Raw genomic sequence first — 17,960 nt, 5'->3', positions numbered from 1 at the left:
GCCGCTAAAAGGGCAGCCCGGCGTTGGTTTCGATGTCGCGGGGGCGCCGCTCGATCAAGTCACCGGTGGCCGGCCAGCGCTCCTTGGTGAAGCCGTAGTAGTCGATGGTCAGCTGGGTGTGGGCCTTGATGCCTGCGATCACCGCCGCGAAGACGTCGATGTCCTCGGTTTCCAGGCTGTGCAGCGGCCGCGATTTTTGCCGCTCGCCGCGGCGTTGCGACCAAAAGAAGAAGCTGAACTCGTGGTCGTAGGGGTTATGCACCGCCGTCAGCCAGTAGCGGGTCTTCGGGGCCCGGGTGAACAGCGCGTCGATGCGTTCGTTGATCAGCTTGATGTCTTGTTGGGTACTCATGTCCTCACCTCATCCCCATTATACGAACAAGTGTTCCCTTACGCAAGGTGACAAAAGCGTTCGTTCAATCTGCCGCCAAGCGCTGGCGCCGCGGCCGCCGTGATGGCACAATGAAGAAGAGGTGAGGCAGATGAGAAAACTCCTGATTGGCCTGGTGGTCCTGGTGGCCCTGGCCTTTGGCGGCTACAAGTTCATCGAGGTGACCAGCTACGGCGGCACCACGTACTACACGAAGGTTGTGACTACCGGCCAAAAAATCGTGCAACGCGCCGACGACGGGGCGACCTGGACCGACTACCGCTACCGGCAGTCGGCCTACACCAAGGATGGGGCGGCCAAAACCATCACCTTCAACGGCAACAAGTCCCGGCCGCTGCGCCAAGGGGCCTACCTGCGCCTGACGGTGAATGACCAAAAAGGCGTGACCCGCTGGGCGGCGGTGCCCAAAAGCGCGGTTCCCGCGGCCGCCTTGGCCAAGCTACCGTGAGGGCCGCTTGCGGCATGCGAGACGCCCCCAGTCCTGCGGTGCTCAGAGCCATCTAGCCAAGCGCGGCGCCGCGCCGGCGGTCGGTGCTGCGGCAGCCAACGGTCGCTGGCACCAGCGCAAAAACCAGCGCAGCCCCGCGGCGATCACATTGTGGTCGCCGCGGGGCTGCGCTGGTTTGATTAGGACTGCGGGTCGGCGTTGGGGTCGATCACCTGGTAGGTCGCGTCCTCGGCCTCATCGTACACGGTGGCCGGTCCGGTTGGCCCCGAGGTGATGATCAAAGAGTAGCCGTAGTGATCGAGGAAGGTCAGCTTCTCGGTGGTGATGCCGGTGACCTGGCCGGGCAAGGCGCGGCCGTCGATTTTAATCGTCAGGTCGGGGTCGACGGCCAGCTGGTGGGTCTTGTTGGTCTGTTCGTCAAGAAAGGCGAACTTGCCCGTGTACTGGTGGGCGAGCTGCAAAACCGGGTTTGCCGGCTGCGTTTTGGGGCCACCCTTGCCCACCAGGCGCAGCAAGCCGGTCAATAGATGTGGTTTGTGAAATGCCATCCCGAACGCCTCCTCCAAGTTATAGGTCCATCATAACACGCGCATGCAATAACCGGTCATCAGTTGCACTGCAATTTCATTGCAGGCCTGTTACAATGTAGTAAAACCACTCGGGAGGCAATTATGAAGCTAGGAGTTATCGGCACCAATTGGATCACGGCCCAGTTCGTCGCCGCGGCGCAGGCCACCGGGGCCTACACGCTGGCGGCCGTGTACTCGCGGCACCTGGCCACCGCCACGGCCTTCATCGAAAAAACGGCGCCGGCCGCGGCCTTCACCGACCTCGCCGCGTTTTTGGCCAGCGACTTGGACGTCGTGTACATCGCCAGCCCCAACAGCCTGCACCCGACCCAGACGCTTCAGGCGGTGGCGGCCGGCAAGCACGTGATCGTCGAAAAGCCGATGGTCACAACCGTGGGCGAGCTGGCGGCGATTCAGGCGGCCCAGGCGGCGCATCCCGGCGTCTTCGTGTTCGAGGCGGCGCGGCACGTCTACGACCCCAACTTCACGGTGATTCAAGACTTCGTGGCCAGCCACCCCATCAGCGGCGCCAGCTTGGCCTACGCCAAGTACAGCTCGCGCTACGACGCCTACCTAGCCGGGGAGAACCCCAACATTTTCTCCCCGGCCTTTGCCGGTGGGGCGCTGATGGACCTGGGGGTCTACCTGGTCTACGCCGCCGTCGCGTGGTTCGGTGAGCCCGAGGCGGCCCAGTACCTGCCGCGCAAGCTGGCCAACGGCATCGACGGCGCCGGCATCGCGCGGCTGGCCTACCCGGACTTTGACGTGACGCTGGTCGCTGGCAAGACCTACAACAGTACCGCACCCAGCGAGATATACACCGGCAAGCAGACGCTGGTCTTCGACTCGCCCGGCGAGCTGAACCGCGTGGTGCTGCAAGACGGCAGTGGCAGCCACGACCTGACGATGGCCAAGGCCAAAAACCCGATGCAAGACGAGGCCCGCGCCTTCGCCGAGATCATCGAACAAGGCGACACGGCCCGGGCTCGCGCGGCGATGGCGCTGGCGGCCAAGGTTCACCACGTGATGGCGCAGCTGCGCCAAAGCGGCGACATTCACTTCACGAACGACCCAGAATAGAGGCAAATTATGACGATTGCAACCCCGTTTCAGACCCTGTGGCAGCAGGCCGGCTTTAAAGAAGAGACCCCCATCCAGCAGGCGGTGGCCAAGCCCTTGCGCGAGGACGAATCCATCGTCGGCCTGGCGCCGACCGGCTCGGGCAAGACCCTAGCGTTCGGCCTGCCGCTGCTTGAAAAAGCGCTGCCGCAAGCCGGCGTTCAGATTGTGATTTTGGCCCCGTCCCAGGAGCTGGCCGTGCAGACGCGCGACGTGCTGCGGCCCTACGCCGCGGCGGTCGGCCTGTCGATCGTGGCGGTCACCGGTTCCGCCAACGTCAAGCGTCAGCTGGAGCAGCTGAAGAAAAAGCCCGAGGTGATTGTCGCCACGGCCGGCCGGCTCCTGGAGCTGGTGGCCGCCGGCAAGGTGCGGCTGCACACGTTGGCGACGCTGGTGGTCGACGAGGCCGACGAGCTTTTGCGCGACCCCGGGCTAGGGCAGGTGCGGGACCTGGCGATGGAGGCCCCAAGTGACGTGCAGCTGGCCTTTTTCTCCGCCACGCCGAGCCCGATGTTTGAAGACCTGGCCAAGTGGTTCGGCCAGGACGTGCGGGTGATTGACGTTCGCGCCATCGACCACACCCAAGGCGCGGTGCGGCACCTGTTCGTGCAGACGGACAACGCGCATCGCGAGACTTGGTTGCGCCACCTCGCGCATCTGGACAAGTTTCAGGCGCTGGTGTTTTTCAACCAGAACGCGGTGATGGAAAAAGTCGCCCGGACCCTGTCGCACCAGCAGATCAAGTTTGCCGTGCTGTCCAAAACGGACCGGGCGGCCAACCGCGCCAAGGCGCTGACCGATTTTCGCAAGGGCCGGCTGACGCTGCTTTTGGTCACCGACATGGCCGGCCGTGGCCTGGACATCCCCAAGCTCCCGGCGGTGATCAACTACCAGACGCCGACGCGCAAGGAGGCCTACATCCACCGCGCCGGTCGTACCGGCCGCATGGGCGAGCCCGGCACCGTGGTCACCATCGGCGATGACCACGACAAGCGCAACCTGCGCCACCTGGTGCCGCAATACGACATTCGCCGCGCCTTTTTGGTCGACGGCAAGCTCAGTTTAACCCCGCCGCCGCGCGAGAATGCGGCAGGGGCGGCCGGTGTTGTCGCTGACGCCGCGGCCGCCACCGCCGCCGCGCCGACTCGGCCGTCGCGGCCTGCAGCCAAGGCGCAGCCGGCCTCCGGCAAGCGGGAGGCCGTGGCCTCTGTTCGCAAGCCGCACAAGAAGGCGCGAGCCCGTGACCAAAAGAACAAGGGCAAGCGCAAGCCGCACTGACTTGTTCCCACCAATCCAAACGGGTACACTAGACTAAAGCGGTCTCATCAGGGGCCGGTGGTGGCAGCACCACAGAGGGAGGTTACGCATGGAATTGCAACGCACGGTCAACGCACCGGCCAGCTACATTTACCAAACCATCATCGATTCGGTGCTTTACGACATCAAGCAGTCAACCGGTAACAGCCTGGCGCCGGGCGCCTTGAACGGCTACGAGTACCAGAAGAAAATGGGCAAGAACGGGCGCGGTCGCGTCAAAATCACCAAGGCCGACAAGAATCGCGCCTACGCCTTCGAAACCCGCATCGGCCGCGGCACCTACTACGTCGAATACGACCTGCAGGAAACCCAGGACAACGAGACCAAGGTGACCTACCACGAAAACACGCTTTACGCGGATAAAATGCGGGAGTGGAACCAGATGCTGGTGATGATCTTCTTGGGCCACCGCCGCAAGCGCCGCATCCAGTACATGCTGGACACGATGGCCCAGCAGTACCAGGCCGGCGCGTAACTTTCTGAAAAAAAACTTTCGCGCCACGCCAATCGGTGGTATATTTAAGTTGCACGGCAACCGGCATATTGCGGTGCATCGGATATGGTGTCTTTGCATGTCTAGCGTTTGACGCCATAGGAGCGGTCCGGACTTACGGTAACGTTGAGTCCGGGCTGTTTTTTTGTCGCGTCAGGCGCGTGAATGGCCGCCAGCTGCGGCCAGTCACCGGGCGGTAGGGCAGTGCCAGCAGCTTTGGCAATTGCGTTGACTCGCCAAAACATTTATAATGGTTGGGTTCGCGATAGTAGCTCACCTGGATAGAGCAATGGTTTCCTAAACCATAGGTAGAGGGTTCGAGTCCCCCCTGTCGCATTTTTATAAGTTTTGTGGAATGCGAAGGAAGTCCAAACGCCGAGAAATCGGCGTTTTTGTTTTGCGGAAAAGTAGGGGATTGAAGCTCGTGTGGTTTTGGTGTGGTCTTCTTTGGTCGGAAACCACACAAGCAACCACACGAAAACGCAATTACTTGCGGCACAAGCGATGCGCCGGTGATAGAAGTTTATCCAGTGAGTCGGCCACACGGTCGTTGTCACGTGCCTTTACCTCCGCAATCTCATGGACAAGATCGTCAGGGTCGTTTGCAGGTTCTTGTGGCCGAGTCGTTTGGAGACGCTCAGAACGTCGATGCCGGCATGGATCAGGATTGAACCATGGGTGTGGCGTAGTCCATGCGTTATGATGGTGTTTCGTGTCTTTGCCCGCTCGCTCAAGACACGCAGCGTTGTGTTGGCGGAGGCTAGTGAACGTCATCGGGAGTCTCGTAGATCAGCAGGTGCTGTAAAGGATTGATTCCCGCCCAATGTTCGCCTACGACCGAGTAAGGGAAGCAGTAATTCGAAACCTGAAGTGAGTGATGAGAACTTCGCGGCCGTTAATAATCTTGGCAAGTATCGATTGATTGACTAAGTATGCGAACAAATTCAATGGTACAATAAGCATTGAATATGAGGAATGTTGGAGGAGCTCAAATGACTGAAGAATCGGGCATCGCCTATTGCCCTGAGTGCGGAGCGAAGGTACCTGAAAACGCGAAATTCTGTGTAAAGTGCGGTCATAACCTTGGAACTCAAGAACCAAAAACTCAGAGCGCGCCTGTCACAGAGGTGCAGACTGAGGTGACCGCAGTGTCAGAAGTTGCACAGGATACGCGTACCGCTGTAGACAACTTCTACAACTGGCCCAATTGGCTAAAGTTTTTCGTGACGCTCGCAATTGCATCCTTTTTGTCTATTTTCATAGGTCGAATTTCGTACGTAGTTTCATTTGTGCTTGGATTTATCTTTTTTAAGCCCAAAAAATAGTCTGTATATGTTAGGAAACGATAATGTGGCCGAAAGAAATGATGCAGTCAATAAAATAGTGCCTAGTAGACAAGTAAAAGGAAAATACATGTTAATTCTGATCCTTTCACTGCTTGTAACGGTTGTCTCAACCTGGTACAGAAGTGTCTCCACAAGCACAGGCAGCGTCGTTGAGGGCAACATATTTGCGATGAAAACAGAGCATAATGGTGAGTGGAAAGATACCGGTTATCTCGTGTTTGGCGGTAAGGAAAACGGGTATGGTGCGCTATTCATAAGTAAGAACTCGCAGTCATACGTCGATGACTTAAACTCTTCAGGTCAATTAGCGGAAATGCTTTCTTATCAGTCAAGTAACTATAACAGATTCTGGGACATTGAGAGTAATGCCAAAAATCTCAAATGGACTAACGGAATGTCTGATGACTCCGACCCCGATGATGCGACTTTTCATGACACATCGATGGAGATATCTAAAATCTCTGGTATTTTCACTAAGAAACTAACTGGTGTCTTCCATGATACTACTTTCGATTTCCCACCAGAAACCGTCAATGCAGTTTTGGTCAAATATTCAAAGATTAAGAACTAGGAGGTGCCCGTTTGAAAAGAGTAATTGTGCTTGCATTGTCGATCATCTTGATCGCGGGATGTAGCGCCCACCGTGCTAGTAATGCGGAGAAGCTACAGCAGGCGTCGCGCAGCTCTGAGTCTAAACTAGTACATAAGAGGAGCTCTGCAAAAAAGGAAACCAAAGCAGTGTCTTATCATCAACTGTCCAAGGTAGATAGGGATAAGGTATTTTTCCGCTTTAAAGCCACACAAGATTCGTCTGAGGCGACATCTGGCACGAATGGCCAAGGCGATTCTCCGTGCTTTGTGGATATGGAGATCACCAATAAAACAGAAAAGAAGGTCACTCTGGATACCAGTAAAATTCTCCTTTATGAGTCCCAACAAGACCCAGAAAAGCCGGCGGTCTCAAAAATACTAACGATTGCACCCGGGAAGTCTAAAATGGTCGAACGCATCTTTGACAATATGAACCCACAGTACTTCGTTGGTGGCGGCACCTTCATATACTTAAGCAATGAATTCCCACTTGCTTATACCTACATGGCATTTAAAGGAAATGGTAGTACTTCTGACAGCCTGAAGAACAAAGAAGCGATTGAACACAATAGAGAGGCTGAAGAAGTAGCATCTGGTGATGAGGCTGATGACGAGTCTGGAAGTCAAAAGAGTGCGAAGTATACAAGTCAACAACTGGCCTTGTTGGCACAGATTTTCGGACAGCAGGATAGGAGTGACGTTGTCGTAAAGGATACGCTCAGCAGTCTTCGAGATTCAACAATCACCTATTCAGCTGATACCAACACTACAGGTAATAGTTCTGTGGGAACGCCGCTCTCCTATGAGGAATACAGGGTTTCTGGTGACACTTTGATGATTATGCACCCTGCAGGTCAGGGGTCGGACGCATGGTCTGGTGACGTCAATTTGAATGAGGCACTTCATGCAGTATTTGTTCAAAATGGTGCTCTAGCTCATTTGGTACTGAGTAGTATGCAGGCAGAATAGAGAACATACACCCGCGGCCCTGACTTCTCCAACAACGAAAATGTAATTCACCTACGAGTATCTGCCACGTATCAGTAATTTTTGCGAAAAGCTGATGCGAATATGCGACTATGTCATAATTTATTATTGATATCGGTACGTGAAGGAAGTGACAGTGTGGTAGGGTGGAGGACAACGGGTAGCGAGCCCACCGGGTTGCGTTCGAAAAGAATAAGTAGATAATCCTCGGGACACAGAACTCCTGTCGCAGCGAGACGGATCACAACAATGCCTAGTGTGATCCGTTTTTGAGTTAAGGTTATGTTTCACTCAGACGCGCCGAATAAGGTTACAACCGTCAACCCCCGGCCTTACACTGGCAGTAAGGGCCGAGAGGGGGATTGCGCGGTTAGAGCGGTGATCCTAGCCACCAATCGGTCCGTTGGAAGGTCATCTCAGACCCAGCGAAAGGAGCAGACGCATGTTAATGAATCTGATGACGACGGCCGGCGCCACGCTAGTGTTGTGGTGCGGCTTGGCGGCCCTGCTCACCGGCATCAACCACACGACGCTGCAGCGGCTGGTGAACCTGGCCCAAAGAGACAGCGCCCATGTCTGGTGGGCAAAGCCTGGGCTGTGGTGGCACGAAACCACCCATGCGCTGGTGGGGGCGTTGTTTGGGCTGCGGGTCGCGGAATTCTCGCTGCGCGCCCGGGGCGAGACGGCCGGGCACGTGACCTTTCGGCTGCGGCGGTGGTCGTGGTGGCAGCACCTCGGACTGTTTTTGGCGGCGGGGGCCCCGGTGTGGACCAGCGCGTGTGCGATTTTGCTGGTCGGCAAGGCGGTTTGGTGGCCGCGCGTCGCCTGGGCCGCCATCGGCCAATCGACGCTCGCCCCGAACTGGCCCGGCGTGCTCGCCTGGGGCCTGATGAGCCTGGCGCTGAGCCTGGGCGCGGTGTTGTCCGTGGCGGATTTGCGGCAGCTGCTGCGCGGAACGCCGGCCGCGGCGGCGCTGCTAGTGGTGGTGTTTGCGGTGCTGGCCTGGGCCTGGCCAACGGGGCTTGCGGCCTGGCGGCGGCTCAACGGGCTGCTGGCGGTGGCTGGCCTCGTGGTGGCCGGGCTCAGCACCGGTTTGAGCCTGCTGACCGCGGGGTTTGCGCGGCGCTGACTGGGGCTACCGCGGGAGGGGTCCCGCGGCGCCAAACCTTGCCGGCGCCGCGTTGCCCGAGGCGTCTGCCTTGCCTTGCAGCGCGTCAATCGGTTAGGCTTGAATTAAGGCGGAAAACCGCACTCAACTAGGCAAAGTTGAGGTGATTCACCGGTGTCGGCGGCGATGCGTCATTCGGTTGCCCACCGCGCCTGCCGCACCCCGGTCGACCAAAGGACCGCTGCGTGGCGGCACAGCCCAAATGACCCCCTGCATCGCGCAAAGGATGCAGGGGGTCGCTGTGTATGACGGCTTGTCACAATCCGCCTTTGGTCCGATGGCACGGTGCAGGCGGTGTGCGACAATGCGTTAGTTGTCGCACCCGTCGGCGCCTGGCGGTGGCAGCTGCACCAGGCCGACCTTAGCCAAAAGCGCGATGGTCGCCTCGAGGTGATCGGCCAGCGCCTTGTGGTCGGCTGCCGAGAGGCCGGCCAACCGCTCGGCCAGCTTGGCCTGAACGAGGGTCATCTGCTTTTCGGCCAGCGCCTTGCCGGCCGCGGTGCGCATCACGTTGACCTTGCGCCGGTTGGCCTGGTTGTGCTCGCGCCGCACCAGGTCGTGGGCCTCGAGCTGACCGACGGTGCGGGACAGCTGCGGGGCAGAGACCCCAAGCTCGTGGGCCAGCTCCGACATGGTGATGCCGGGGCGGCTGTATACGGTGATGACGGTGATCAGCTCAAGCTCGCTGAGGCCCAGCGGGGTCTGCGACAGGCTTTGAATCACGGCCTGGGCCAGGGTGGTGAATAAGTTGGCGAACAGCGCGGTGTCCGAGAATCGGTGATCGGGTTTCAATGCGTCAGCTCCTTTGTCTTCCCCAGTGTAGCATCATCACCGATATTTATCAATCGTGAACAGTTGACTTTTGTTAACTGTTCAAGTAACATGAACGCATACCAACCCAGATTCGCGAAGAAAGAAGTGTAGACCGTGCTCGAACTCAAACACATCAAGAAGTACTACCACGTCGGCGACACCCTGACCAAGGCGCAAGACGACGTGTCCGTGGCCTTTCGTCAGCAGGAGTTCGTGGCCATCCTGGGCCCCAGTGGCTCAGGCAAAACCACGATGCTCAACATTATCGGCGGCTTGGACCGCTACGACTCAGGCGACCTGTTGATCAAGGGCAAGTCGACCAAAGACTTCAAGGACGCCGATTGGGACGCCTACCGCAACAACTCGGTCGGCTTCATTTTCCAGTCCTACAACCTGATTTCCCACCTGTCGATTATGGAAAACGTCGAGATGGGGATGACCCTGTCCGGCGTTCCCGCGGCGGAGAAGAAGCACCGGGCGGAAGATGCGTTGATTCGCGTCGGGCTCAAGGCCCACATGCACAAGAACCCCCAGCAGTTGTCGGGCGGCCAGATGCAGCGCGTCGCCATCGCCCGGGCGATTGCCAACGACCCCGAGATTTTGCTGGCCGACGAGCCGACCGGGGCGCTTGACTCCGAGACCTCCGAGGAGATTATGAAGCTGATCAAGGACCTGTCGCGCGAGCGGTTGGTCATCATGGTCACCCACAACCCGGAGCTGGCCCACAAGTACGCCGACCGCGTGATCGAGTTCGCGGATGGCAAGATCGAGCACGACTCCAACCCGCACGTCGAGCACGAAAAAACCGACCAGTTCAAGCTCAACCACACCAAGATGAGCTACTTCACGGCGCTGCGCCTGTCTTTCAACAACATTCGCACCAAGAAGGGCCGCACGTTTTTGACCGTGTTCGCCTCAAGCATCGGCATCATCGGCATCGCGGTGGTCTTGGCCCTGTCCAACGGGTTCCAAAAGCAGATCAACAAGACCCAAAGCGAGGCGATGGCCTCGATGCCGGTGACCATCTCGCAAACCGGTACCGACACGTCTGCGATGATGACCGGCACCAAGACCAAGACCTTCGCCAAGACCAAAACCGTCACGGCCGCCAAGTCGGATGCCGAAAAGGCGCAGCACGTCAACAAGCTGACCGCCAGCTACCTGAGCTACGTCAACAAGCTGCCCAAGGCCGACGCCAAAAACATCGCGGTCACCTACGGCACGGGGCTGAACCTGCTGCGCCAGGTCAACGGCAAGTACCAAAGCGTGACCTTCTCCACCACTAACCCGGACAGCAAAACGATCAACGCCCAGGCGATGATGGCGGCCTCGACCGGCATCGGCGGCACGGTGTACCCGATCGACCGCGACGGCGGCCAAAGCTTCCTGAAGACCTACTACAAGGTGATCGCCGGCAAGTACCCGACCAAGGCGACGGACATCGTGTTGGTGATCAACAAGGACAACACGGTGGACATCAACGCGCTAAAGAACCTCGGCTTTGACGTCAGCGAGAACCAAAAGCTTGATTTTACCGACCTCGTCGGCACCAAGGTCAAGCTGGTGGCCAACGACGATTACTACCAGAAGCTGCCGACCGGGACCTACATGCCGACGCAAGACCTCGCCAAGGCGGCGAGCGCCGCAAGCACCAAGACCCTGACCATCAGCGGCATCATCCGGGTGAAGTCGAAGAACTCCGACGGGCTGTTGGCCAGCGGCATCGCCTACAGCGCGGCCTTGACCAAGCAGGTTTTGTCCGCCAACGCCGATTCGGCCATCGTGACGGCGCAAAAGGCGGCCGCGACCAACGTGATCACGGGCCAAAGCATGGACGCCGCGACCAAAACGGCGCTGGTGACCAGCCTCGGCGGCAGCGACACGCCGACCTCGATTCAGATTTACCCGACGACCTTCAAGCTCAAGGACAAGGTTTTGACCTACCTGGACAAGTACAACAAGGGTAAGACCAAGGCCAACCGCGTGATCTACACCGATCTCGCCGGCACGGTGTCCGACATGACCGGGGGCTTGATGGATGCGATCACCTACGTGCTGGTGGCCTTTGCCGGCATCAGCCTGGTGACCTCGATGATCATGATCGCCATCATCACCTACACCAGTGTCTTGGAGCGAACCAAGGAAATTGGGGTACTCAAGGCGCTGGGGGCCCGCAAGAAGGACATCACCCGGGTGTTCGACGCCGAGACCCTGATCCTGGGCTTTGGTGCCGGGGTGTTCGGCATCTTCGTGGCCTGGGCGTTGACCTTCCCGATTAACGCGGTGCTGTTGAGCGTCACCAGCCTCTCCGGCGTGGCGGTGCTCAACCCGGTTCACGCGATTGTGCTGGTCTTGATCAGCACGGTGTTGACCATTCTCGGCGGCCATGTGCCGGCCCGGATGGCGGCCAAAAAAGACGCGGCGATCGCGCTGCGAGCCGAATAGGCCAATTGCTGGCGCCGCAGCTCCCACTTACCGGGGGCTGCGGCGCTTTTGGCGTGGTCGGGCTGGGCAAAGGCGGTCGCTTGTCTGGTTGTTCGAAGATTATGATTGAAAAACCCGCCGCTTACTGATACCGTACAGGTAGACCTGTCACCGTTTTGCTCACGCGCGTTTGGGGGAACTCGCATGCCAACCATGACGTTTTTTAAGCAACCGATTTTTGCCTGGACAGGGGACCAGGCCCGACTCGCCGGTTACGAGCTGCTCGCCCGCACCCGCTACGGCGGGGCGTGGGAGCTGCCGCTCAACGTCGAGGCGATGTCACCGGACCAGCTGGTGGCCTTGACGCAGGCGGTGATCCGAACGCTTGGGGAGACCACGCCCAGCCTGAGTCTCAACCTGCACCCGCGCCAGTTCGTTCGCCCGGCGTTCGCCGCGGCGGTGGCGGCGCTGAACGCCGGCTGCAAGCCGCAGCTTCAAGTCGAGCTGACGTCCAAGCGCGACGCCTTGGTGCCTAACCGCGAGCTGATCGGCGCGGCGCAGCGCTTCGCCGCCAGCGGCGTGGCCGTCGTGGTCGACGATGTCGGGGCCGGGCAGAATTTGCCCGGGCTGGTGGAGGGGTTGACGCCTTACGCCAGCACCTACAAGTTTGCGCTGCAGGATCTGCAACCGGTGCTTGCGCCGGCCGATGTGCTGGACCGCCTGACGTTTTGGGCCCAACGCGCGGCGGCGGCGGGGGTGACGCTTGTGATCGAGGGCGTCGAGTCCGCCGGCGACCTTGCGGCATTGCGTGCGGCGTGGCCGGGGGCACAGCTTCAAGGCCGCTACCTGGGCGAGCCGGTGCCGGCGGTGAGTCGGGTGGTGCGAACGCGGCGGTGAGCGGGTACCCGGTCGCCGCGGCGCGGCGCGGCGTTGACCGCTCGCCGGTGGCGTGGTAGATTAGAGGTAATCAATAGACATGCTCAACTGCCATCGGCAGCACGACCCGTTCGCATACCAGATGCGTGCGGGCCGTTTTGGTTTCGGGAGGGAACACGATGCTCAGGTATTTTGGTCAACCCAAGTACAAGAACGCGGCGCCGCTGGTCAAAATCGGCTACGAGCTGCTTTTGCGGGAGTTCAAGCGCGGCCGCTGGCAGCTGCCGGCGGACTTCAACAGCTACCCGCCCGACGACATCGCGCGGCTGCTCGCGCAGACGCTGGCGGCGATGCCGGTCACGCTGGACTTGGTCTCGTTCAACCTCAGTCAGACCCAGTTCGTCGATGACGCCTTCATTCAGGCGTTGCGGCGGGTTCAGGCCTTTCGGCACATGAACCTGTTCGTCGAGCTGACCGAGGCGCAGGAGGGCATCACGCTGGCGGCGCTGCAGACGGCGGCGGATGCCTACGTCGCCGCCGGCATCCGGGTGGTGCTCGACGATGTCGGCACCGGCGCCAATCAAGACGCGCTGGTCTCCGCCTTGATGCCTTACACCAGCGAGTATAAGTTCGCCTTGCAGAACTTCCCGGGCCAAAAAACGGCACCGGGTACCCAGGCCCTGCTTGCGACCTGGCGGCAACGCGCGACCAAGGACGGCAAGCTCTTTGCCATCGAGGGGCTGGAGGATGACCACGACCTCACGCTGATCGAGGCCTACCACCCCGATGTGCTGCAGGGCTACCATTACGGGCGGCCAGAGCTGATGGCCATCGGCTGACCCATCGGTTTTTTGAAAAAAAGTTGGCAAAGGGTTGCACAAGGCCGCCCTGAATGGTATTCTAATTTCTGTATTCAAGACGAAAACTGCTCACCTTTCCGCAAGCCCTGTTGGCAGGAAAGGACGACCCGTACGCAAGGGAACTTCCCCGTTGCGGCGGGTTTTTTTGCTCTTGAAACGGTTGCACCGGCTCTCCCCCAAACTGCCGGCGCCACTCACTGACATTAATCTCGGCTCCCCAAGCCGACAAGGTCAACTGTGCAGCCCGCAAGGGAGTTGACCGTTATCCTGACAGCTGGCCATCTTTTTGATGGCCTTTTTGCGTGTTGTGCTTGTATCGCTCGTGCAAGTCGCGTACGCTAATGGTAACTTGCGCGGCGGCTGCCGCGGTGAGCTTGGGGGAGCGTTCATGCAGACGATTTGGGGAGAAGCTTGGTCGTTAGGTGCCGCGGCCGGGGTCACGCTGTTTTTTGCGACGGGGTTTGTCGCCAGCTACACGGCCTACTGGCAGCACCTGCTGGCCGAGCGTCAGCCGCTGCGGCGGTGGGGGGTGGCCATTGCCGCAATCGCCTTGGCCGCGGCCCTGTACTTGGTCAACACGGTCAGCGTTGACCGCGCCTTGATGTTTCACAACATGGCCTTGTTCATCTTGGTCTTCATCACGCTGGATGAGGGGACTTCTAGCGGCGAATTTGGGCTCCGCGCCGCCGCCTTGCTGGCGATGCTGGCCTACCACCACGCCGGTAATCTTCAGGGACCGGCTTTTTGGCTTGCCGCCGGGCTGATCGTCTTGTGGCTGGCTGTGGTGCGGCGGCTGGGCCACGCGATCCGCTACCACGTGGCACGGCACATCCTGGCCTTTTCCGTGGTGGGGCTTGTTTACTGGCCATTCTTGCTGCTGCCGCTGCGGCGGCTCACCGAGCTTGGGGTGGGGCTTGGGCTGTATTCGCTGACGGTGGTGGCGACCGGCGTGGCGCTGCGCCGCAACCGCCTGTTTCGCCGCATCAGCGCCGACAACGCCAGGCAGGCGACCTACGACGCGCTGACCAACGCCAAGAACTACGCGACCTTCCAGCGCGACTTAGTGACGGCGTTCGCGCACGCCCAGGCCACGGGGCAGCCTTTGGCGATGATGGCCATCGACTTGGATCACTTCAAGCAGCTCAACGATCACTACGGCCACTTGGCCGGCAACGCGCTGTTGGCCGGGGTGGCCGACGCGCTGCGCGGGGTGTTGGGGGAGTTCACCCTTTACCGCACCGGCGGCGAGGAGTTCAACGTGCTGCTGCCGGGCGTTTTGGCGCCGGCCGCCGCGGCGCTTGCGACCACCTGCTGGGCCACCGTGCGAGGCCGCACGTTTCAGGTCGCGACCGCCGATGTGCGGCTCAGTCTGTCCATCGGCGTCGCCAGCCTGCAGGCGGCGGATCAAAGCGTCGATGCGCTGTTCGCCAAGGCCGACGATTCGCTGTACCAAAGCAAGCACGCCGGCCGCGACACGGTGACCGTCGATGGGCAAACCGAGCGGCGGGCGACGCGGCCAGCGATTGAGACCTACACGTTCTACACGCAAGCGGTGGTGGACGTCACCGCCGAAGCGCGGCGGGTGGCCAGTGTGATCGAGGTGGGGCGTTACGCTTACGACGTCGAGCGCTGGCTGACGCTGCCCGAGCCCGTGCCGCTGGCCAACCAGCTCGCCTTTGCGGCCACCTGCGCGATTGCGACACCGGTGGTGGTGACCGTCAGCGCCAGCAACCTGGCGGCACCGGCTGTGCTGGCCGCCCTTGAGGCACACGTCGCGGCGCATCCGAAGCTGCCGCGGCCCGAGCTGCGGCTGACCGCGCTGCCCGAGCCCAAGGCCTGGGCCGCGCTTCAGGCCGCCGGTTTTCGGGTGGGGGCGGTGTGCGAGCCGACGGCGGTGCCGGCGGCGCTTCACCTCGGGCTGGCCGCGCTGTGGGTCGATGACGCGGGGTTGGCCGCCGCCTTTGGGCCCAGTGAGTGCCACCGCCTGATCGCCACCGCTCGGGCCAAGGGGTGCGAGCTGGTGGCCACCGGGATTGAGAACGCGGCGGCCGCTGAGGCCTTTGGCACGGCGCGTGGTGGCCGCCTCGCCAGCGGGTACTACTTCGACCGCCCGGCGTTGCCGCGCTTCAGCTGAGCGGCGCCGGGTCATTGCGCCTGACGATTCAGGGCTCAGGCGCTGATCCAAGCCTTTTGGTGTGGCGCCATCAGTTGGGTTGAGCGGCCATGGTTGCCCTGAACACCGCCAACACGCCAAAAACCCCGCTCGCAGCGTCGCGAGCGGGGTTTTTGGCGGTGGTCAGATGGAGCAGCTTTCGCACGCGTTGGCGCCGATTTCGTCGGCGTCATCCGTGAATGTGCGGATGTAGTAGATCGACTTGATGCCCTTGGCGTGGGCGTAGTTGCGCAGGATGTTCAGGTCGCGCGTGGTCATCTTGTCGGTGCGGCCGGCCTTCCACGGGTAGATGCCGGCGGGGATGGTCGAGCGCATGAACAGGGTCATCGACATGCCCTGGTCGACGTGCTGCTGGGCCGCGGCGTAAACGTCGATCACCTTGCACATGTTGGTGTCGTAGGCGCTTTGGTAGTACGGCAGGGTGTCGTTGGCCAGGCCGCTGGCCGGGTAGTAAATGGTGCCGATGGTCTTCTCCTGGCGGTCCTCGATGCGGTTGACAATCGGGTGGAGGCTGGAGCTGGTGTCATTGATGTAGGAAATCGAGCCGTTCGGCGCCACCGCCATGCGGTTTTGGTGGTACAGGCCGTCTTTCATCACGGCCTCCTTCAGGGCCTGCCAGTCGGCCTTGGTCGGCAGGTGAATGCCTGCGAACTGCGAAGCCACCTCGGGGAACTTCGGGGCCCAATCTTGGTTCAGGTACTTGTCAAAGTAGGTGCCATCGGCGTACTTGGAGGCCGCGAAGTTGTCAAACACCTGGCCGCGCTCCTGGGCAATCTTGTTGGAGGCCTTGAGCGTGTAGTAGTTCAACAGCAGGAAGTACTGGTTGGTGAAGTCCAAGGACTCCGGCGAGCCGTAGTGCATGTGGTGCTTGGCGAAGTAGGTGTGCAGGCCCATGGCGCCAAGCCCGATGCTGTGGGCCAGGTCGTTGCCGTTTTGAACGCTTGGGACCACGTCGATTTCGGAGTGGTCGGTGACGAAGGTCAAGGCGCGAACCATCGCGTCGACCGAGCGCTCGAAGTCGGGACTCTTCATCAGGTTGGGAATGTTGGTCGACCCCAGGTTGCAGGAGACGTCGGTGCCCATGATGTCGTATTCTTGGCGGTTGTTCAACAGGCTTGGCGTCTGCACCTGCATGATCTCGGAGCACAGGTTGCTCATGATGATCTTGCCCTTGATCGGCGAGGCGGCGTTGGCCGTGTCGACGTTGAGGATGTAAGGGTAGCCGGATTCCTGTTGCAGCTTGGAGATTTCGGTTTCAAGGTCGCGGGCGCGAATCTTGGTCTTCTTGATCCGCGGGTTGGCGACCAGGTTGTCGTACTCCTTGGTGATGTCCAGGTAGGAGAACGGCTGGCCGTACTCGCGCTCGACGGAGTAAGGCGAAAACAGGTACATGTCGCGGTCTTCTCGCACCAGCTCGTAGAACTTGTCGGGAACGATGGTGCCCAGGCTCAGGGTCTTGACGCGGTACTTTTCGTCGGCGTTTTCCTTCTTGGCCCCGAGAAATGAGATGATGTCGGGGTGGAACACGTTGAGGTAGACGACCCCGGCGCCTTGACGCTGGCCCAGCTGGTTGGAGTAAGAGAAGCTGTCTTCAAGCAGCTTCATCACCGGCAAAACGCCGCTGGCGGCGCCTTCGATGCCCTTGATCGGGGCCCCCGCTTCGCGCAGGTTGGACAAGGTGATGCCGACGCCACCGCCGATGCGCGACAGCTCAAGCGCGGAGTTGACGGCGCGGCCGATCGCGTTCATGTCGTCGGTGATCTGAAGGAGGAAACAGGACACCAGCTCGCCGCGCCGGGCCCGCCCCGCGTTCAAAAAGGACGGGGTGGCCGGTTGGTAGCGCTGGTGAATCATTTCGTCGGCCAGCGTTTCGGCCAGCTGCTCGTCGCCGTCGCCGAAAAACAAGGCGTTGGCGAAGACCCGGTCGGGGAAATTCTCGAGGTACTGCTGGTTGTCGTCGGTTTTCAGCGCGTACTGGGCGTAGAACTTGTAGGCCGCCATGAAGGACTGAAAGGCAAAGCCGGCGTGCTGCAGCTTGTCGTTGAGCTGATCCATGAACGCCTGGCTGTACTTGGCCAAGAAGCCTTGTTCATAGTAGTCATGCGTCGTCAGGTAGTTCAGCCGCGCGGCCAGGTTCGGGAATTGCATGGTGTTGGGGTCGACGTTCTCCTTGAAGAAGGCGGCCAAGGCCTCCTTGTCCTTGTTCAGGGGAATCTGCCCGTTGACGGGAATGTTGATCTCGTTGTTTAATTTGAAGTAAGTGACCTGCTCTGGGTCGATGTCTTTGAGTCCCATGTGCGTGCTCCTTTTTCGCCGGGTGAGCGGCGCTTTATAACTTGCCGATAACGGTATAATACTGTATATTGTGGTTGCGGTCAATTGATG

Annotated in this window: 17 protein-coding genes and 1 tRNA gene; 13 read left to right on the top strand and 5 right to left on the bottom strand. The window is 60.2% G+C overall.

From position 1 onward, the window contains the following. Positions 1 to 4: 4 nt before the first annotated feature. A complete protein-coding gene (locus NUH19_RS08630; RefSeq protein ID WP_262316151.1) occupies positions 5 to 352 on the bottom strand; it encodes an acetyl-CoA carboxylase in 348 nt (115 codons plus the stop codon). 130 nt (positions 353 to 482) lie between these two features. Between NUH19_RS08630 and NUH19_RS08625 the strand changes: the two genes are divergently transcribed. Further along, positions 483 to 839, top strand: coding sequence for a YxeA family protein (locus NUH19_RS08625; protein ID WP_262316150.1), 357 nt, complete (start codon positions 483 to 485; stop codon positions 837 to 839). Positions 840 to 1,018: 179 nt separating this feature from the next. Here NUH19_RS08625 and NUH19_RS08620 read toward each other — a convergent pair whose 3' ends face one another. Continuing rightward, positions 1,019 to 1,387 (bottom strand): DUF4828 domain-containing protein, encoded by a 369-nt coding sequence (locus tag NUH19_RS08620; RefSeq protein WP_338085553.1) that lies wholly within the window; start codon positions 1,385 to 1,387, stop codon positions 1,019 to 1,021. 120 nt (positions 1,388 to 1,507) lie between these two features. Between NUH19_RS08620 and NUH19_RS08615 the strand changes: the two genes are divergently transcribed. From NUH19_RS08615 to NUH19_RS08600, 4 genes are all read left to right on the top strand, one after another. Then, complete coding sequence (locus NUH19_RS08615) at positions 1,508 to 2,488, top strand: Gfo/Idh/MocA family protein (RefSeq protein ID WP_262316209.1); 981 nt, start codon at positions 1,508 to 1,510, stop codon at positions 2,486 to 2,488. Between the two features lie 9 nt (positions 2,489 to 2,497). Beyond that, positions 2,498 to 3,805: a DEAD/DEAH box helicase gene (locus NUH19_RS08610; RefSeq protein WP_262316149.1), complete on the top strand. Its 1,308-nt coding sequence runs from the start codon at positions 2,498 to 2,500 to the stop codon at positions 3,803 to 3,805. Positions 3,806 to 3,893: 88 nt separating this feature from the next. Continuing rightward, positions 3,894 to 4,319 (top strand): DUF3284 domain-containing protein, encoded by a 426-nt coding sequence (locus tag NUH19_RS08605; protein WP_262316148.1) that lies wholly within the window; start codon positions 3,894 to 3,896, stop codon positions 4,317 to 4,319. A 280-nt stretch (positions 4,320 to 4,599) separates the two neighbouring features. Then, positions 4,600 to 4,673, top strand: a tRNA-Arg gene (locus NUH19_RS08600). 227 nt (positions 4,674 to 4,900) lie between these two features. Here the strand turns inward: NUH19_RS08600 and NUH19_RS13195 are convergent. Beyond that, positions 4,901 to 5,080, bottom strand: coding sequence for a tyrosine-type recombinase/integrase (locus NUH19_RS13195; RefSeq protein ID WP_420844682.1), 180 nt, complete (start codon positions 5,078 to 5,080; stop codon positions 4,901 to 4,903). Between the two features lie 249 nt (positions 5,081 to 5,329). Between NUH19_RS13195 and NUH19_RS08595 the strand changes: the two genes are divergently transcribed. From NUH19_RS08595 to NUH19_RS08580, 4 genes are all read left to right on the top strand, one after another. Then, on the top strand, positions 5,330 to 5,662 hold the full coding sequence (locus NUH19_RS08595; protein ID WP_262316147.1) for a zinc ribbon domain-containing protein: 333 nt from the start codon (positions 5,330 to 5,332) through the stop codon (positions 5,660 to 5,662). An 88-nt stretch (positions 5,663 to 5,750) separates the two neighbouring features. Then, the gene (locus tag NUH19_RS08590; protein ID WP_262316146.1) at positions 5,751 to 6,254 is read left to right on the top strand and encodes a hypothetical protein; all 504 of its coding nucleotides are present in this window, start codon (positions 5,751 to 5,753) and stop codon (positions 6,252 to 6,254) included. 11 nt (positions 6,255 to 6,265) lie between these two features. Then, positions 6,266 to 7,243, top strand: a complete 978-nt coding sequence (locus tag NUH19_RS08585) for a hypothetical protein (RefSeq protein WP_262316145.1) — start codon at positions 6,266 to 6,268, stop codon at positions 7,241 to 7,243. Between the two features lie 460 nt (positions 7,244 to 7,703). Beyond that, a complete protein-coding gene (locus tag NUH19_RS08580; RefSeq protein ID WP_262316144.1) occupies positions 7,704 to 8,390 on the top strand; it encodes a hypothetical protein in 687 nt (228 codons plus the stop codon). A gap of 348 nt (positions 8,391 to 8,738) precedes the next feature. On the opposite strand, the gene NUH19_RS08575 is transcribed toward NUH19_RS08580, so the two are convergent. After that, positions 8,739 to 9,221 (bottom strand): MarR family winged helix-turn-helix transcriptional regulator, encoded by a 483-nt coding sequence (locus NUH19_RS08575; RefSeq protein ID WP_262316143.1) that lies wholly within the window; start codon positions 9,219 to 9,221, stop codon positions 8,739 to 8,741. Positions 9,222 to 9,356: 135 nt separating this feature from the next. Between NUH19_RS08575 and NUH19_RS08570 the strand changes: the two genes are divergently transcribed. The 4 genes from NUH19_RS08570 to NUH19_RS08555 all read left to right on the top strand — a co-directional run bounded on the left by NUH19_RS08570 (position 9,357) and on the right by NUH19_RS08555 (position 15,536). Then, positions 9,357 to 11,687, top strand: coding sequence for an ABC transporter ATP-binding protein/permease (locus NUH19_RS08570; RefSeq protein WP_262316142.1), 2,331 nt, complete (start codon positions 9,357 to 9,359; stop codon positions 11,685 to 11,687). Between the two features lie 183 nt (positions 11,688 to 11,870). Further along, the gene (locus NUH19_RS08565) at positions 11,871 to 12,563 is read left to right on the top strand and encodes an EAL domain-containing protein (RefSeq protein WP_262316141.1); all 693 of its coding nucleotides are present in this window, start codon (positions 11,871 to 11,873) and stop codon (positions 12,561 to 12,563) included. Between the two features lie 158 nt (positions 12,564 to 12,721). Beyond that, positions 12,722 to 13,381: an EAL domain-containing protein gene (locus NUH19_RS08560; RefSeq protein WP_262316140.1), complete on the top strand. Its 660-nt coding sequence runs from the start codon at positions 12,722 to 12,724 to the stop codon at positions 13,379 to 13,381. 409 nt (positions 13,382 to 13,790) lie between these two features. Beyond that, positions 13,791 to 15,536: a GGDEF domain-containing protein gene (locus NUH19_RS08555; protein ID WP_262316139.1), complete on the top strand. Its 1,746-nt coding sequence runs from the start codon at positions 13,791 to 13,793 to the stop codon at positions 15,534 to 15,536. A 162-nt stretch (positions 15,537 to 15,698) separates the two neighbouring features. Here NUH19_RS08555 and nrdE read toward each other — a convergent pair whose 3' ends face one another. After that, complete coding sequence (gene nrdE, locus NUH19_RS08550; protein WP_262316138.1) at positions 15,699 to 17,870, bottom strand: class 1b ribonucleoside-diphosphate reductase subunit alpha; 2,172 nt, start codon at positions 17,868 to 17,870, stop codon at positions 15,699 to 15,701. Positions 17,871 to 17,960: the final 90 nt, after the last annotated feature.

The organism is Lacticaseibacillus parakribbianus (assembly GCF_025490915.1).
Taxonomy (GTDB): Bacteria; Bacillota; Bacilli; order Lactobacillales; family Lactobacillaceae; genus Lacticaseibacillus; species Lacticaseibacillus parakribbianus.
The sequence above is the reverse complement of the archived record's forward strand: the minus strand, read 5'-3'. Positions and strand labels throughout refer to the sequence as shown.

Coding starts and splice junctions, on each gene's coding strand:
- NUH19_RS08630 (WP_262316151.1), bottom strand. CDS start 352: ATGAGTACCCAACAAGACATCAAGCTGATCAACGAACGCATCGACGCG.
- NUH19_RS08625 (WP_262316150.1), top strand. CDS start 483: ATGAGAAAACTCCTGATTGGCCTGGTGGTCCTGGTGGCCCTGGCCTTT.
- NUH19_RS08620 (WP_338085553.1), bottom strand. CDS start 1,387: ATGGCATTTCACAAACCACATCTATTGACCGGCTTGCTGCGCCTGGTG.
- NUH19_RS08610 (WP_262316149.1), top strand. CDS start 2,498: ATGACGATTGCAACCCCGTTTCAGACCCTGTGGCAGCAGGCCGGCTTT.
- NUH19_RS08605 (WP_262316148.1), top strand. CDS start 3,894: ATGGAATTGCAACGCACGGTCAACGCACCGGCCAGCTACATTTACCAA.
- NUH19_RS08595 (WP_262316147.1), top strand. CDS start 5,330: ATGACTGAAGAATCGGGCATCGCCTATTGCCCTGAGTGCGGAGCGAAG.
- NUH19_RS08590 (WP_262316146.1), top strand. CDS start 5,751: ATGTTAATTCTGATCCTTTCACTGCTTGTAACGGTTGTCTCAACCTGG.
- NUH19_RS08580 (WP_262316144.1), top strand. CDS start 7,704: ATGTTAATGAATCTGATGACGACGGCCGGCGCCACGCTAGTGTTGTGG.
- NUH19_RS08565 (WP_262316141.1), top strand. CDS start 11,871: ATGCCAACCATGACGTTTTTTAAGCAACCGATTTTTGCCTGGACAGGG.
- NUH19_RS08560 (WP_262316140.1), top strand. CDS start 12,722: ATGCTCAGGTATTTTGGTCAACCCAAGTACAAGAACGCGGCGCCGCTG.
- NUH19_RS08555 (WP_262316139.1), top strand. CDS start 13,791: ATGCAGACGATTTGGGGAGAAGCTTGGTCGTTAGGTGCCGCGGCCGGG.
- nrdE (WP_262316138.1), bottom strand. CDS start 17,870: ATGGGACTCAAAGACATCGACCCAGAGCAGGTCACTTACTTCAAATTA.